12 protein-coding genes are annotated in these 14,270 nt (G+C 72.9%); 2 read left to right on the top strand and 10 right to left on the bottom strand.

Annotated features, from left to right (window positions below):
• Positions 1 to 35: 35 nt before the first annotated feature.
• The 5 genes from IH09_RS07980 to IH09_RS07960 form a co-directional block, all read right to left on the bottom strand.
• The gene (locus tag IH09_RS07980; protein WP_052855398.1) at positions 36 to 866 is read right to left on the bottom strand and encodes an aldo/keto reductase; all 831 of its coding nucleotides are present in this window, start codon (positions 864 to 866) and stop codon (positions 36 to 38) included.
• A 15-nt stretch (positions 867 to 881) separates the two neighbouring features.
• On the bottom strand, positions 882 to 1,229 hold the full coding sequence (locus tag IH09_RS07975; RefSeq protein ID WP_052855397.1) for a nuclear transport factor 2 family protein: 348 nt from the start codon (positions 1,227 to 1,229) through the stop codon (positions 882 to 884).
• Positions 1,226 to 1,645, bottom strand: coding sequence for a GlcG/HbpS family heme-binding protein (locus tag IH09_RS07970; protein ID WP_052855396.1), 420 nt, complete (start codon positions 1,643 to 1,645; stop codon positions 1,226 to 1,228). The genes IH09_RS07975 and IH09_RS07970 overlap by 4 nt, the downstream gene beginning before the upstream one ends.
• Positions 1,646 to 1,696: 51 nt before the next feature.
• Positions 1,697 to 2,890, bottom strand: coding sequence for an MFS transporter (locus tag IH09_RS07965; RefSeq protein ID WP_052855395.1), 1,194 nt, complete (start codon positions 2,888 to 2,890; stop codon positions 1,697 to 1,699).
• A gap of 185 nt (positions 2,891 to 3,075) precedes the next feature.
• On the bottom strand, positions 3,076 to 3,567 hold the full coding sequence (locus IH09_RS07960; protein ID WP_052855394.1) for a VOC family protein: 492 nt from the start codon (positions 3,565 to 3,567) through the stop codon (positions 3,076 to 3,078).
• A gap of 217 nt (positions 3,568 to 3,784) precedes the next feature.
• On the opposite strand from IH09_RS07960, the gene IH09_RS07955 reads away from it, so the two are divergent.
• On the top strand, positions 3,785 to 4,270 hold the full coding sequence (locus IH09_RS07955) for a MarR family winged helix-turn-helix transcriptional regulator (protein ID WP_052855393.1): 486 nt from the start codon (positions 3,785 to 3,787) through the stop codon (positions 4,268 to 4,270).
• A gap of 247 nt (positions 4,271 to 4,517) precedes the next feature.
• Here IH09_RS07955 and IH09_RS07950 read toward each other — a convergent pair whose 3' ends face one another.
• On the bottom strand, positions 4,518 to 5,630 hold the full coding sequence (locus IH09_RS07950) for a DUF5925 domain-containing protein (RefSeq protein WP_052855392.1): 1,113 nt from the start codon (positions 5,628 to 5,630) through the stop codon (positions 4,518 to 4,520).
• A 296-nt stretch (positions 5,631 to 5,926) separates the two neighbouring features.
• On the opposite strand from IH09_RS07950, the gene IH09_RS07945 reads away from it, so the two are divergent.
• Positions 5,927 to 7,213, top strand: a complete 1,287-nt coding sequence (locus IH09_RS07945) for a xylan 1,4-beta-xylosidase (protein ID WP_110952161.1) — start codon at positions 5,927 to 5,929, stop codon at positions 7,211 to 7,213.
• Positions 7,214 to 7,357: 144 nt separating this feature from the next.
• On the opposite strand, the gene IH09_RS07940 is transcribed toward IH09_RS07945, so the two are convergent.
• From IH09_RS07940 to IH09_RS07925, 4 genes are all read right to left on the bottom strand, one after another.
• Positions 7,358 to 11,041 carry a lipopolysaccharide biosynthesis protein gene (locus IH09_RS07940; protein WP_404827246.1) on the bottom strand — a complete coding sequence of 1,228 codons (3,684 nt, stop codon included), beginning with the start codon at positions 11,039 to 11,041 and terminating at the stop codon, positions 7,358 to 7,360.
• Between the two features lie 80 nt (positions 11,042 to 11,121).
• Positions 11,122 to 11,946, bottom strand: a complete 825-nt coding sequence (locus tag IH09_RS07935; protein ID WP_052855390.1) for a polysaccharide deacetylase family protein — start codon at positions 11,944 to 11,946, stop codon at positions 11,122 to 11,124.
• A complete protein-coding gene (locus IH09_RS07930) occupies positions 11,943 to 12,983 on the bottom strand; it encodes a glycosyltransferase family 2 protein (RefSeq protein WP_240151032.1) in 1,041 nt (346 codons plus the stop codon). Before IH09_RS07930 ends, IH09_RS07935 begins: the two co-directional genes overlap by 4 nt.
• Positions 12,984 to 13,099: 116 nt before the next feature.
• Positions 13,100 to 13,915: a glycosyltransferase family 2 protein gene (locus IH09_RS07925; RefSeq protein WP_052855389.1), complete on the bottom strand. Its 816-nt coding sequence runs from the start codon at positions 13,913 to 13,915 to the stop codon at positions 13,100 to 13,102.
• Between the last annotated feature and the right edge of the window lie 355 nt (positions 13,916 to 14,270).

The raw sequence follows: 14,270 nt of genomic DNA, 5'->3' as shown, positions 1-14,270 counted from the left end.
CGGCCCGCAGCGGGCTTCCGGGGGTGCGGGGTCGGTCAGTTGAGCTGGTCCGGGTGCGGGCCGGTACGCAGGCCGCGGTCGGTGGCGGCGATGGCGGCCATGTCCTCGTCGGTCAGCTGGAAGCCGAAGACGTCCAGGTTCTGGCGGATGCGCGCCGGGGTGACGGACTTCGGGATGACGATGTTGCCGAGCTGGAGATGCCAGCGCAGGACCACCTGGGCGGCGGACTTGCCGGTGCGGGCGGCGATCGCGGTGATCGCCGGGTCGTCCAGGACGGCGCCCTGGGCGAGCGGGCTCCACGCCTCGGTGGCGATGCCGTGCTCGGCGTGGAAAGCGCGCAGCTCGGCCTGCTGGAGGCCGGGGTGCAGCTCGATCTGGTTCACGGCGGGCACCAGCCGGCTGTCGTCCAGCAGGCGCTGGAGGTGGGCGGGCTGGAAGTTGGAGACGCCTGCGGCGCGGATGCGGCCCTCGGAGGCGAGGCGTTCGACGGCGCGCCAGGAGTCCAGGTAGAGGTCGCGGGCCGGGGTGGGCCAGTGGATCAGGTAGAGGTCGAGGTATTCGAGGCCGAGCTTGGCGAGGCTGGCGTCGAAGGCGCGCAGGGTGGCGTCGTAGCCCTGGTCGGCGTTCCACAGCTTGGTGGTGACGAACAGGTCCTCGCGCGGCAGGCCGGAGGCGGCCAGGGCACGGCCGACGCCGGTCTCGTTGCCGTAGATCGCGGCGGTGTCGATGCTGCGGTAGCCGGCCTCCAGGGCGGAGGTGACGGCGGCGGTGGTCTCGTCGTCGGGGACCTGGAAGACGCCGAAGCCGAGCTGGGGGATCTCGACGCCGTTGTTGAGCTTCACGGTGGGGACGGTGGAGTTGTTCATGGTGCGTGCTTCCTTTCAGCGGGGAAGGTCGGTGAGGGTGTAGCGGACGGTCTGGGCGCTGATGAGTCCGTCGCGGAAGACGAAGGTGTCGGTGCCGTCGGTGACCTGGTGAGTGGCGGTGGCGGCGGTCCACCGGAGGAACAGCACCCCGCCCGCGAACTGCGGGTCCAGCTGCCAGTCGGCGTCCGGGAGATCGGCCAGGAGGCGGCCGATGACCCGCCGGACCCCGTCGCGGCCGTGGTGCGCGCCCTCGGGGGTGATGAGGACGGTGTCCTCGGTGTAGTTCCCGGCGATGTGGCCGAGGTCCCCGGTGCCCAGGCGCTGCCCGTGGTCGGCGAAGACCTCCTGCGGCGTGCGGGTCACCGGGCGAGTTCCGTCAGCGCGGCGGTGGCGAAGGAGTGGTCCTGCTCGGGGGCGCCGCCGCCGAGGCCGATGGCACCGACGAGCTTGCCGTCGCGGTGGATCGGGACGCCACCGGCGATGAAGAGGAGCGGCCGGTCGAGCGCGGTGGACAGGGTGTGGAACGGTCCGTCCGGCTTGACGAGGTCGACCAGGTCGGCGGTGGGGGCGCTCAGCTGGAGAGCGGTGTACGCCTTGCGGGTGCTGGTCTCCCCGGAGATCAGCACGGCGCTGTCGTCGCGGAGGAAGGCGAGCAGGTGGCCGCCCGCGTCCAGGACGGTGACGCTGACCGCGACCCCGGCCGCCCGGGCGGCGCGGCGGGCGGCGGCGACGAGGGTCTCGGCGTCGGCGGTGGTCAGCGGGGTGAGGGTGGTGCTCATGGTGGCGCTTCTCCTGGAAGGAACGGGGAGGGGGAACGGAGAGGGGGACGGTCAGTGGTGGACGGGGACGGGAGCGGCGGTGACGGCGCCCTCCCGTACGGGGGTGCGGCGCTCCAGGACGGCGGACCGGACGGCCAGCAGGAGCGCGGCTCCGGCGAGCAGCGCGCCGACCCAGTTCGGGGCGGTGTAGCCGAGGCCGGCCGCGATCACCTGGCCGCCGAGCCAGGCGGCGAGGGCGTTGCCGAGGTTGAAGGCGCCGATGTTGACGGCGGAGGCCAGGGTGGGCGCGCCGTGCGCCTGGTCGAGGACCCGCTTCTGCAGCGGCGGGACGGTGGCGAAGCCGAGCGCCCCGACGAGCAGGATGGAGACCGCGGCGAGGATCTTGTTGTGTGCGGTCAGGGTGAACAGGGCCAGGACGACGGCGAGTCCGCCGAGGGAGGCGTAGAGCATCGGCATCAGCTTGCGGTCGGCGAACTTGCCGCCGAGCAGGTTGCCGAGGAACATCCCGACGCCGAACAGGACCAGCAGCCAGGTGACGGCGCCGTCCGAGTAGCCGGCGACGTGGGTCATCATCGGCGCGATGTAGGTGATCGCCGCGAAGACACCGCCGAAGCCGAGGACGGTCATCGCCATGGCGAGCAGGACCTGGGGGTTGCGGAACGCCGTGAGCTCGCGGCGCAGGTGGGCGCCCTCGGGGCGGGGCAGGGCGGGGACGAGCTTGGCGATGCCGAGCAGTCCGACCACGCCGAGCGCGGCGACGACGGCGAAGGTGACGCGCCAGCCGACGGCCTGGCCGATGAAGGTTCCCAGCGGAACGCCGACGATGTTGGCGATGGTGAGGCCGGTGAACATCGTGGCGATGGCGCCGGCCTTCTTGTCGGGGGCCACGAGGTCGGCGGCGACCACCGAGCCGATGCCGAAGAACGCGCCGTGGGCGAGGGAGGCCACGATGCGGCCGACGAGCATCACGCCCATGGTCGGTGCCACGGCGGAGAGCAGGTTCCCCGCCACGAACAGGCCCATGAGGATCATCAGCATCGTCTTGCGGCCGATCCGGGTGCCGAGCACCGTCATCAGCGGGGCGCCGATGACGACGCCGATCGCGTAACCGGTGACCAGGAGTCCGGCGGAGGGGATGGACACCCCGTAGTCGCCGGCGATCTCGGGCAGCAGGCCCATGACCACGAACTCGGTCGTGCCGATCCCGAAGGCCCCGATGGCCAGGGCTAGGAGCGCGAGAGGCATGGTGTGCTGCCCTCCATACGATTGCGGGTGCGCCTTACGTGCTCCGACAATAGTTGCATGCGCTGGCTAAGCGCAAGTGCGGGCATTCGTCTGTCGCTGACGGTGGGTGGTGGCGGCGGACGTGTGAACGCGGGTGGGGCCCGGGATCGTGTCGGTCCGGGCCCCGCCCGCGCTGGTCGGGCACCTCAGCCGGCGAAGCCGCCCTCGGGCTGGATGATCTCCAGGTTGGTGCCGTCCGGGTCGTTGAAGTAGGCGACCTTGGTGCCGAGTGCCGCCTCGGGTGTCACCTCGCCCGCGATGAACGTGTAATCGTCGCCGAGGAAGGCGTAGCCGGCCTCCTTCATCCGCCGGTACACCGCGTCGAAGCCGTCCACCCGCAGGCACAGGTGCATCGAGCCCGGACGGTTGGCGGCGCCCCTGGTCGGCTCGCCCGGCGGGTTGCGGAACTCGATGAGGTCGATGCCGAGGCTGTTGTCGAGGTTGATCGTGGCGTAGCGCAGCTCCGCGGTGAACAGGCCCTGCGACGCGCCGAACGGCACGCTGTGCATGGTTCCCGAGGCGACGGGCTCGCGCCCGGTGAGGGCTTGGTAGAACGCGATCGAGGCGTCCGGGTCCGACACCGAGATCCCGACGTGGGCCGCCCGGGTGAGGTTCATCGGGGTGCTGGAAACGGTCATGACGATTCCCTTCGTTCCGATCCCTGCGCGGCGGCGGTCGCTCCGCGGGTGCGGGGCGGATTCCTGGGGGCCGGGTGGAACCGATTCTCCGGACGGCGGCGGGCCGCGCACCCCGGCGTCGCGGAGGGTAATACTTGCGTGAGCGGGATACGTGCGCTGGCCGATATTTGTGCAAGGGCTTATCCTTGAGGGCGTCGCACCCGAAGGAGCCACGCCCATGACCGCCACGGACCCCGCGCTGACCGCCCTCGCCAACGGCTGGGCCGCCCTCTACCTCCTGGCCGGCCGGATCGAGGCGCAGATCGAGCGCACCCTCCAGGCCGAGCACGACCTGAGCGTGCGCGAGTACTCGCTGCTCGACGTGCTCAGCCGCCAGCACGACGGCGAGGGCGGGCACCTGCAGATGAAGCAGGTCGCCGACGCGGTGGTGCTCAGCCAGAGCGCCACCACCCGCCTCGTCACCCGGCTGGAGGACCGCGGCCTGCTCTCGCGCTACCTCTGCGCGACCGACCGCCGCGGCATCTACACCGACGTGACCGGGCCCGGCCTAAAGCTCCTGGAAGCGGCCAGGCCGACCAACGAGGCCGCCCTCCGGGAGGCGCTGGACGAGGCCGCCAAGAACCCCGAGCTGGCCCCGCTGGTCGCCACCGTCGAGGAGATGAACATGTCGCGACGGCTCCCGGCGCCCACTGCCGCGCGCTGAGCACGACGAAGCCCCGGAACCTCGCCGAGGCGGTTCCGGGGCTTCGTGCCGTCGCCGTCCTCGGCGGCCCATGGGTGACGGCGTCGGAGTGGTGCCCGTCGTGGCGGGTGGTGGGCGGTTCGCCCGCCTTGTCCACGCGCTGCCTCGATGTCTCCGAGGCGACGCGTGGACAAGGCGTGGGCGCCCCGGTGCGTGCGCCGCTCGCCCCTGCGTCATAGGAGGCTGTCCCCGGGCACCACCTGTTCCCCTACAGATACAGCCCGGCGTCGGAGTCCGGGGACGGGGACGGGACGGACGCGGGGCGGGTGCCGCGGCGCAGGGCGTACAGCTCGGCGAGGGAGGCTCCCTCGCGTCCGATGCCCTCCTCCGTGCCCAGCCAGTTCACCGCTTCCGGGCGGCTGAGCGGGCCGACCTCGATACGGGCGAGGCAGCGGCCCGGCCGGACCACGGCGGGGTGCAGCCGTTCCAGGTCCTCGTTGGTGGTGACGCCCACCAGGACGTTGCGGCCCTGGCCCAGCAGTCCGTCCGTCAGATTGAGCAGCCGGGACAGCGCCTGCCCGGCGGTGTGCTTGGCCTCGCCGCGGATCAGTTCGTCGCAGTCCTCCAGGAGCAGCAGCCGCCAGCGGTCCTTGCCGCTGTCGTCCTCCTCGCCGATGGCGATGTCCATCAGGTATCCGACGTCGTTGAAGAGCCGTTCCGGGTCCAGTACGCAGTCCACCTGGCACCAGTCCCGCCACGAGCGGGCGAGGGTCCGCAGCGCGGAGGTCTTGCCCGTACCGGGCGGGCCGTGCAGCAGCAGGAGCCGGCCGGCGATCTCCTCCGGGGCGACCTTCATCAGCCGGTCCATCGCGTCGGCCACCGGCGCGGTGTAGTTGGGCCGGACCTCCTCCCAGGTGCCGGCCGAGATCTGCCGGGACGTACGGTGCGGGCCGCGGCGCGGCGAGAAGTACCAGAAGCCCATGGAGACGTTCTCCGGCCGCGGCTCCGGTTCGTCCTCCGCGCCGTCCGCGGAGTGGGCCAGCACCTTCTCGGCCAGTTCGTCGCTGACGGCGGTGACCGTCACATCGGCGCCGCGGTTCCAGCGGGAGATCAGGAGCGTGAAGCCGTCGCCCTCCGCGAGGGTGGCACTGCGGCTGTCGCCGCGCGCGGAGCGCAGGACGCGGGCGCCGGGGGGCAGCAGCGTCAGGCCGGTCCGTACCCGCTCCAGGGACCGGGTACGGCAGTACGGCTGCTCGCCGTTGGCGAACCGCCCCAGAAAGAGCGCGTCGATGACATCGGAAGGGGAATCGCTGTCGTCCAGGGTCAGACGGATCGGGAGGGACTCCTCGGCGGCGGTCGGCTGGACGTGATCGGCACTCATGCGGCCATGATCTGCCACCCGGCCCCGCCGCGTACACGGAATATCCCGCGCACCCGCGGCATTCCGGCGTTCGCCCTGTCCCGGAATCCACCCGTGACGAGGAAATCAGGTGTACCGGGCGGCCGGCCGGCTGGCTACTGTTGCCTGTTGTGCGACGCCATGGTGGGGCACGTCAGGGACGTGAAGGTGGGGTACGTCGGGGACGTCCGGGTGGTGCGGGAGGGGAGGGAGCCCGCGCGAGGCGGGGGAGTTGGGCGGTGCGCCGCTGGGCCGCCCTGGTGACAGTAGCCGGGGTGATGGTCCCGGCGGTGCTGCTGGCGGTGCTGCTGACGGGATGCAGTCGGTCGCCGGACGTGCCGCCACCGCCGTCCGGTGCGGCGAAGGCCGCCGTCGGCTGGGGTTTCACCCACACCCAGTACAGCGCGGACCGGGGCACGGACCGGGCCACCGGGCGGGCCGCCCGGCTGCTGTCCGCCGACCCGATGCCGCAGAACCAGCACATCATGGGCTGGGGCGCGCGGAACCCCGAACCGAGCCCCGGACGTTACGACTTCACCGATCTGGACCGCCGTATCGCGCTGATCCGCCGCACCGGCGGCACCCCCGTGCTGACCCTGTGCTGCTCGCCGGACTGGATGAAGCGCGGGGCGGCCGGCCACACCGACTGGAGCGCGCTGGAGAAGGCCCCCGCGCCGGAGCACTACGCGGACTTCGCGGCGCTCGCCGGAAAGATCGCCCGCCGCTATCCGGACGTGCGCCACTTCGTCGTCTGGAACGAATTCAAGGGTTTCTTCGACGATTCCCGCGGACGCTGGAACAGCGAGGGATACACCCGCCTGTACAACCTCGTCCACCGGGAACTGAAAAGGGCGAACCCGGCCAATCAGGTGGGCGGGCCCTATCTGGTGATGGACAGCCATGTCCTGGGCGACGAGACCCACCCCTCCGCGTGGAAAGGCCCCTGGGGCAGCGTCGATCAGCGCACCCTGGACGCCTTCCGGTACTGGAACCGGCACAAGGCGGGCGCGGACTTCGTCGTCGTCGACGGCTCCAGTTACAGCACGGATGACCGCTACGCACCGGATCCGTTCGCCGCCACCCGGAAGTTCGCCGATGTGGGGCGCCGGCTGCGCGAGGAGACCGGGCTGCCGCTGTGGTGGGCCGAGTGGTACGTCGAGACCGCCGGCGACCGGAGCGGCTGGAGCGAGCGCGAACGCACCGCCGTGCAGGCGGCGGCCCTCATCGAGATGGCGGCCGGCGGTGCCACCAGCGGCTTCTACTGGAACCCGCAGAACGAGGGCGCCGACTGTCCCGGCTGCCTCTGGCGCAGCACCGAACTGGCGGACGGGGGAGGGGAGTTGCCGATGATGGATCTGCTGTCGGGGTTCGCCCGCGCCTTCCCGCCCGGCACCCGGCCGCGCCAACCCGCGATCGCGGCGGACGACCGCGCGCGGGTCCGTGCCCTCGCCGATGACCGCACGACGCTGGTCGTCAACACCACGGACCGCCGCATCACGGCGACGGTCGACGGGCGGGCCGTGCCGCTGGCGGGCTACGGGGTGCGCTGGATCGCGCGGCGCTGAGGCGGAAGCCGGCGCGCGGCGGGACGGCGGCCGGGCCGGACCCACGGCCACAGACCCAGGAGGGCAGACGCACGGCCACCCGCCACCGACCGTCTGCCCGGCACGGTTCGCGGCGGCAGTGCACGGCGTCGCCGGTGCGGTGGTTCACGACAGCGTCAGGAACCGCTGCACCAGCGACGCCAGAAACACCGCCAGCAGCGGCATCGCGCACCAGAACGAGCCGCGCAGCCACCGCCGCCGGCGGGTGCCCGGCGCGGCCGCCACCCGGAGCACCTCCCGGGCGGTCAGCAGCAGGATCAGCGGCACCGCGGCCGCCGCGCCGGCCACCGTCCACGGCGTCCAGGTCACCCGCGGCCCGGCCGGACCGGGACGCGGCCGCGGGACCTCACCGGGCGGCCGGCGCATCAGCTCGTACACCGCCGCGTGCTCGTTGGAGAGCACCCGGCGCAGCTCGGGCCGCCGGTCCAGGGACGTGCGCAGCCGCCGCTCCCAGTGGTCGCCGTAGCCCGCGTTCAGCCGCAGCGCCTCCGACTGGCCGTGGTTGACGACGAGGTACGACTGCGGTCCGGCGTCCCGCAGCGCCGTGACGACCGGGTCGAGGCGGGCCGGGTCGCGGGGGGCCAGGACCGGCTGGTACCGCACCCGGGCCATGTCCTTGGCGCCCCAGGGCATCGCGGGGGTGACGCTGTTGACGGGATCGTCGCTGAACCACAGCAGCCGCGCCGTGGGGCGGTCATGGGCGTAGACGTACGCCATCGCGGCCACCTCGCCCGGCCGGATCCGTTCGAACTGTTCGTTGCCCCAGCGGGCGACGAGGAAGCCGGTGGTGAGGATCAGGCCCGTCAGCAGCGCGGCGAGCGGGCCCAGGCTCCGGCGGGCGTCCGTACCGTGCGGGAAGAGCGCCAGCGCCGCCAGCACACAGGCGCCGGGCAGCGCGAACAGGAAGACGCGCAGGGCCATCTCGCCGCCGTAGGACTGCATCCCGAAGGCCAGGAACGGGACGCCGGCCAGCACCGGCAGTGCACGTTCGGTGAAGCCCGCGAGCCGTCGGCGCAGCATTCCCCAGCAGGCCAGCGCGAGCACCCCGCCGGCCAGCGCCACCCGGGCGTACAGCACGAGTTTGTGGGTGGCGTCGCCGCCGCCTATCCGGTCCGTGACGGAGGAGGCGACGTTGCCGCCGATGCCGCCCAGCCCCCCGAACAGCTCGTGGAGGTGGCCCGACCAGTACGGCTCGGCCAGGAAGCCCAGCCAGGCCGCCACCATGACGCCGAGCAGCAGCGGCAGCCCGCGCAAGCAGGAGCGGCGGGCCAGGACCAGCACGGTCAGCACGCCGAGCATCACGAACGGGGTGAGCTGATGACCCGCCGCCGACGCCGCGAACAGCCCGATCAGCACGGCCAGCAGCACCGCGCGCTGGCCCCGCCCGGCCGGTGTCACCGCCGCCTCGCCGGGCTGCCGCCCACCGGACAACCGGTGCGGCCTGCGGGGCAACCGGTGCGGCGTACCGGGCGGCGGGTGCGGCGCGCGGAACCACACCAGCAGGATCGCCGTGAACGCGAGGTACAGGAGATAGGTGAAACCCTGCGGGGAGAAATAGTCCTGGCCCACCCAGCCGCACAACGCGAACAGCCAGGCCGCGCACCACTTCGCCCGCCAGCTCGCGCGTACCGCCTTCAGCAGCAGGAACAGCGGGGCCAGGTAGAGGAGTTCAAGGGTCAGCGGCCACCAGCGGAGCACCTCGGTGAAGTCGGTGACCCCGCACGCCTGGGCGAGGAACTGCGCCATGGCGAAGAACCCCGGCCAGCTCCAGCGGGCGTCCAGATCCGGCGCCGCGGCGCCGGTTCTGCCGAGCTGGTCCAGGAAACCCAGATGCTGCCAGGCCGTCGCGAAGCGCGGTTCGGTCTCCAGAACGGCGGGCAGCGCGTGCAGTGCCACCACGGTCAGCAGCAGTACGGCGGCCAGCAGGACCCGTCGTGGCCGGGCCAGCCATAGGGCGCAGCCGTACGCCGTGACGAGCAGGGCGGCGCCGGCCAGCGTCGCCGGGGGCAGTACGGAGACCAGGCCGAGCCCGTTCATCCGGTCCAGGTCGGCGTCGCCCATACCGCGCAGCGGCAGCCAGAACAGCGTGAGCGCGACGGCCAGCAGCCCCCAGACCGCGAGATCGGGACGGCGCCGGAGGCGGACGGAGAGGGGGACGGGGGCGGGGCCGCGGTGGCGGGCGGGACCGGGGGCGGGCGGGGTGGCGGCGGTCTCGGCCCAGGACGGAACCGCCCGGCGCCGCGGCGGCCGCACGGCGTCCGTATCTGCGCCAGTCCCTGCCCCCGTGCCCGTGTGCACACCGGTGACCGCACCCGCATCGTCATCCGTATCCCCATCCGCCTCCGTGGTGCGGCCCCTCCGGTACGTCCCGACGGCGTCGCCGCGGTCGCCGTGGACGGCCAGGTCCGCGAGATCGCCGTCCGGGGCGAGGCTGTCCGCCGGGACCCGGGTGAGGAGGGGGGACGGGTGGCCGCGCAGTACCCGGTGGAGTCGGCGGGCGGCGATGGAGACGATCACCGTGAGGCTGGAGATCTCGGCGACGCCGGCCCCCGTCAGCCCCATCCGCGGCAGCAGGAGCAGCGTCAGCCCCAGCACCAGGACGCACAACAGCCCCTGGAGGTACGCCAGTCCCGAGGTGCGGCTCTGTGCGCGCAGTACCGCGAAGTACACCTCCAGCACCACGCGCAGCGCCGCCCCCACCGCGTACCAGCGCAGCAGCGGTGTCGCCGCGTCCGCGTAGCCGGACCCGAAGACGCCGAGGACGTACGGCGCGAGGACGAACAGCAGGCAGCAGACCGGGATCATGATGCGGGCCATCCGCCGCAGTGCGGCCCGGGTGTGCTGGGCGAGCCGCGCCGGATCGTGCGCCCCTTCGACGGTCAGCGAGGCGCCCATGTTGACGGCGAGCAGGTTCACCGTGCCGCCGATGGTGGTGGTGATGTAGAAGTACGCGTTGTCCACCGCGCTGACCTGCGAGGCGACCAGCACCGGTACGAGATAGACGACCGCGAGCGAGAACAGCGACCCGGTGTAGTCGCCCGCCAGGAAGCGGCCCATCTCCCGGAGGGACGGCGGCCGGGCTGTCCGGCCCGTCGCCCGGACGTGCCGGGGGATCAGCCGCCGGAACACCAGCCAGCCGAGCGGCAGGACGGACACCGCGATGGCCGCCACCCAGGAGACGAAGACCCCGGCGGTGGGCAGCGCGGCGGCGCACACCACCAGCAGCCCCAGTTTCACCGCCGAGAACGCGAGGTTGCCGGCCGGTACCCACAGCGCGCTGCGCAGCCCCGTCAGTACCCCGTCCTGGAGGGTGAGCAGTGACCAGGCGGCGACGGCCAGGACGAAGCCGAGGCCGTTCAGCGGGCCGTGCAGAAAACCGTAGGAGGGGCCCCACAGGTCGAGGGTGAGCAGAAAGACGGTCGCGGCGACGGCCACCACGGCCGAACCGCCCGCGTACGTACGGCGGACCAGCCGACCGGTGGCGCTCCCGGCGACGGGGAGGAAACGGGCCAGCGCGCCGGTCAGTGTCACCGCCGTCAGCCCCGCCAGGAGCTTCATCGCGGCGATCGCCGCCGAACCCTGGCCGACCGCGGCCTCCGTGTAGTAACGGGCCGCGACCAGCCAGAACCCCAGTCCGAGCAGCCCCGAGACACCGGTGTTGAGCATCAGCGCGTAGGCGTTGCGGAACAGCGGCCCGCCGCCGCCCCGCCCCGCCGGGGGCGGCGGGCGGTCTCCTTCCCGCGGTTTCGGTCCGGTGCGCTCCGCGGTCCGGGCGGTCGTGTCGGGCACGGGCTCGGGCGTCCTTCCTCCCGCCGCCGGCGGACCCGGTCCGTCGCGGCCGCCGGGTCTCAACTGCCGGGAGTGGACGGTCAGTTGTCATCCTCCGGGTCTCGTCGCCCGTCCGGTCTCAGCAGCCGGGCCGCCTGCCGGGTCCGGCGCACCACCGCGTACCCCTTGGTGAGCGCCCGGTCCCGGGCGAACGCGCGGCTGATACCGCGGCCTTCCACGAGCCGCGCGAACTCCTCGGGGCCGGTGCCGCGCCGCACCGTCAGCCGGGCCAGTGCGTACGGTCCCTGGCGGCGGTCCGCGAGGGCGTTGCGCACGGCGAGCGCCTGCCGGAAGCCGAGCCCCCGGACCAGCTGCCGCACCCGCCGGCTGGAGTGGCCGTAGGGGTACGCGAAGGATTCCGGGGCCGCGCCGGTCTCGGCGGTGACGATCGCCTTGCAGCGCAGCACCTCCCGCCGCAGCCGGTCGTCGGTGAGTCCGTCCAGCGGCGGATGGCGGTGGCTGTGTCCGCCGATCTCCACACCGGCCGCGGCCAGCCGGCGCACCTGGTCCCAGTCGAGCATGGTGTCCGGGCCGCCCCCGGTGCCGTACGGGCCGCGCAGCCAGCCCGTGGTGACGAAGAGGGTGGCCGGGAAACCGTGCCGGACGAGGGCGGGCAGCGCATACCGGTGCACGCCCTCGTATCCGTCGTCGAAGGTGATCAGCACCGGTTTGGCGGGCAGCGGGCCGCCGCCCCGCCAGGCCGCCGCGAGCGCGGCCGTCGTCAGCGGGGTGAAACCACGATCGGCCAGCACCGCGAGCTGCCCGGTGAACGCCCGGGGCGTCACGGACAGTTCCCGTACGGCGGGCGCGGGCGTCTCGGTCACCGCGTGATACATCAGGACCGGTACGGGGGACGGGCCGCTCATACGGTCGCCCCCGCGCACCCGGAGGCCGCGACGCCCGTGGCAGGGGTGGCCGTGGCGGCGGTGGCGGACTCCGGGGCGCCGCCCGGATCGCCCAGGCCGCCCGGACCGTCGGAAGCCGTCGGCGCGCCCCCGAGGCGTACCCGTACCGTCCCCACCAGATAGCCGCCCGCCGCGGCCGCCGTGCCCGCCACGATCGCGCCCGCCCGCCCGGCACCGCCCGCCCGGCCCAGCAGCGCGTCCCGCACCCCGCGCAGCACCCCCGCGGGCAGCACCCGGGTCAGCTGGCGCCGTTCGGCCGCCAGCCCGGCCCGGGTCCCGACGCGCCGCGCCACCAGCGCCTTGGACAGGCCCTCCGCGTACGCCCGGCCGGCGAAGTAGCCGAAGCGCTGCCGGGCGGCCGGTACCCGGTGGTGGATCACCGACCGGTCGTCGATCAGCAGCACCGCGTCCGGCAGGGCGCGGGCGAGCCGGATGCACAACTCCGTTTCCTCGCCGCCCAGTGGCCGCCGGCCGGCGGCCCGGCCGATACCGTTCGCGAAACCGCCGACGGTCTCGAACACCGGCCTGCGGAACGAGGCGTTGCCGCCCAGTACGTTGCGGACCCGCACCCTGCCCGGCGGCAGACCCCGGTACGTACAGCCCACCACCCAGTCGAACTCGGCGGGGAACCAGGCGGGCCGGCGGCCCGACGCCCAGACCGGTTCGGTGCGCCCGCCGACCGCCAGCACCGCCGGATCCGCGTACCCCTCGGCGAAGTACCGCAGCCAGTCCCGCTCGGCCACCGCGTCGTCGTCGAGGAAGGCGATCACCTCGCCGCGCGCCGCCGCGATACCGGTGTTGCGCCCGGCGGACAGTCCCCGGGGACCTGAATTGGCCATGATCCGCAGGGGAGTCGGCGGGCCCGGGGACGCCGGGGCGCCCGCGGTCCCGAAGTGCCGGCGCAGCCGGTCCAGCAGGGGAGCGTGGTGGTCGACCACGAGCAGCACTTCGTGGGCGGGCCGGGACTGTCCGCGCACCGAGGCCACGGCGGCGAGCATCTCGTCCCAGCGGTCCTCGGTGTGGACGCAGATCACGACGGAGATCCGGATACCGGCCCCGGTGCGGTCCGCCCCGGTACGGCCCGGTCCGCCGCCGTCCGGTACGGCCGGGCCGGTCACCGCGCGTCTCCGGTGTTCGGCCCGCGCCGGGCGGTCCGTCTCCATCGGGTGCCGCGCTCCCGCAGGATCACCCGCAGGACCCGTAAACCGTCGTGCACCGCCCGCAGATTGCTGGCGCCGTGGATGCGGTGGTACTCGTGGCTGGGGATCTCCTGCACCCGCAGCCCGGCCTTGACCACCCGGATGTTCAGCAGCGTCTCGACCTCGAACCCGGCGCAGTCCAGCGAGATCTGGGCCAGACAGCGCCGCCAGAACGCGTTGTAGCCGTAGCAGAGATCGGTGTAGCGGGCGCCGAACTTGACGTTGACGACGGTGGTCAGCACCCGGTTGCCGAGCCTGCGGACCGGCGTCATATCGTCCGTACCGCCGCCGTTGGCGAAGCGCGAGCCCTTGGCGACATCGGCCCCGGAGACCAGCGCCGACACATAGCTGACGATCTCGCGGCCGTCGGCCGATCCATCGGCGTCGATCATCACGATGATGTCGCCGGTGCAGGCCGCGAATCCGGCGATCAGCGCATCGCCCTTGCCTTTGCCGCGCTGCCGCACGACGACGACGGAGGGCCACAGCTCACGGGCGACCCGGACCGTGTCATCGGTCGAATTCCCGTCGACCAGGATCACTTCGTGAATCCAGTCCGGCAGGGTCGTGAAGACGTACGGGAGATTCTCCGCCTCATTCATCGCCGGTATGACGACGCTGACCGGCGGCGCGATGGCGAGATAGGAGGAGACGGGCCGGTAGACGGCATGTCCGGGCAGCAGCGCCTGCGGCGGTCGAACCGCGCCTACGGGGCGAAGGAACGAGCTCATGGGTTGAATTCCCTCCCGTCCGGTGGGCCGCCCACCCCCGGGCGGTCCTGCTGTGTATCCGGTTCGAAAGGGGGGTTCGCACCCCATTCGGGACGGCCTGGGCCGCCATGCGAACAGAGCTGGCCGGCAAGCGTGTCACCGGTTGCGCGGCGCGTGTCCCGGTCATCGGTGAACGGCGATCAATAAGCGAATTCCGGGTGCACCAAGACCCCCCGCCGTGCCTCGCACCGGATATTCAGCGTGCTGGCTTCGGCTCTCCCCGAGAGCGCTTGGTAATGATCGCCCGATGCGAGTGAATGAGTGAATGCATGACGATATGGATAACGGCGACTCTAAGGCAAGATGACGGACTCCA

The organism is Streptomyces celluloflavus, assembly GCA_000720995.1.
Lineage (GTDB): Bacteria > Actinomycetota > Actinomycetes > Streptomycetales > Streptomycetaceae > Streptomyces > Streptomyces celluloflavus.
Note: the sequence above shows the minus strand (reverse complement) of the source record. Positions and strands in the feature narration are given on the sequence as shown.

What these genes read in the sequence shown, in the direction of transcription:
- IH09_RS07925 (WP_052855389.1), bottom strand. Translation starts at nt 13,915, where the DNA reads ATGAGCTCGTTCCTTCGCCCCGTAGGCGCGGTTCGACCGCCGCAGGCG.
- IH09_RS07950 (WP_052855392.1), bottom strand. Translation starts at nt 5,630, where the DNA reads ATGAGTGCCGATCACGTCCAGCCGACCGCCGCCGAGGAGTCCCTCCCG.
- IH09_RS07965 (WP_052855395.1), bottom strand. Translation starts at nt 2,890, where the DNA reads ATGCCTCTCGCGCTCCTAGCCCTGGCCATCGGGGCCTTCGGGATCGGC.
- IH09_RS07960 (WP_052855394.1), bottom strand. Translation starts at nt 3,567, where the DNA reads ATGACCGTTTCCAGCACCCCGATGAACCTCACCCGGGCGGCCCACGTC.
- IH09_RS07980 (WP_052855398.1), bottom strand. Translation starts at nt 866, where the DNA reads ATGAACAACTCCACCGTCCCCACCGTGAAGCTCAACAACGGCGTCGAG.
- IH09_RS07970 (WP_052855396.1), bottom strand. Translation starts at nt 1,645, where the DNA reads ATGAGCACCACCCTCACCCCGCTGACCACCGCCGACGCCGAGACCCTC.
- IH09_RS07945 (WP_110952161.1), top strand. Translation starts at nt 5,927, where the DNA reads ATGGTCCCGGCGGTGCTGCTGGCGGTGCTGCTGACGGGATGCAGTCGG.
- IH09_RS07955 (WP_052855393.1), top strand. Translation starts at nt 3,785, where the DNA reads ATGACCGCCACGGACCCCGCGCTGACCGCCCTCGCCAACGGCTGGGCC.
- IH09_RS07935 (WP_052855390.1), bottom strand. Translation starts at nt 11,946, where the DNA reads ATGAGCGGCCCGTCCCCCGTACCGGTCCTGATGTATCACGCGGTGACC.
- IH09_RS07930 (WP_240151032.1), bottom strand. Translation starts at nt 12,983, where the DNA reads ATGCTCGCCGCCGTGGCCTCGGTGCGCGGACAGTCCCGGCCCGCCCAC.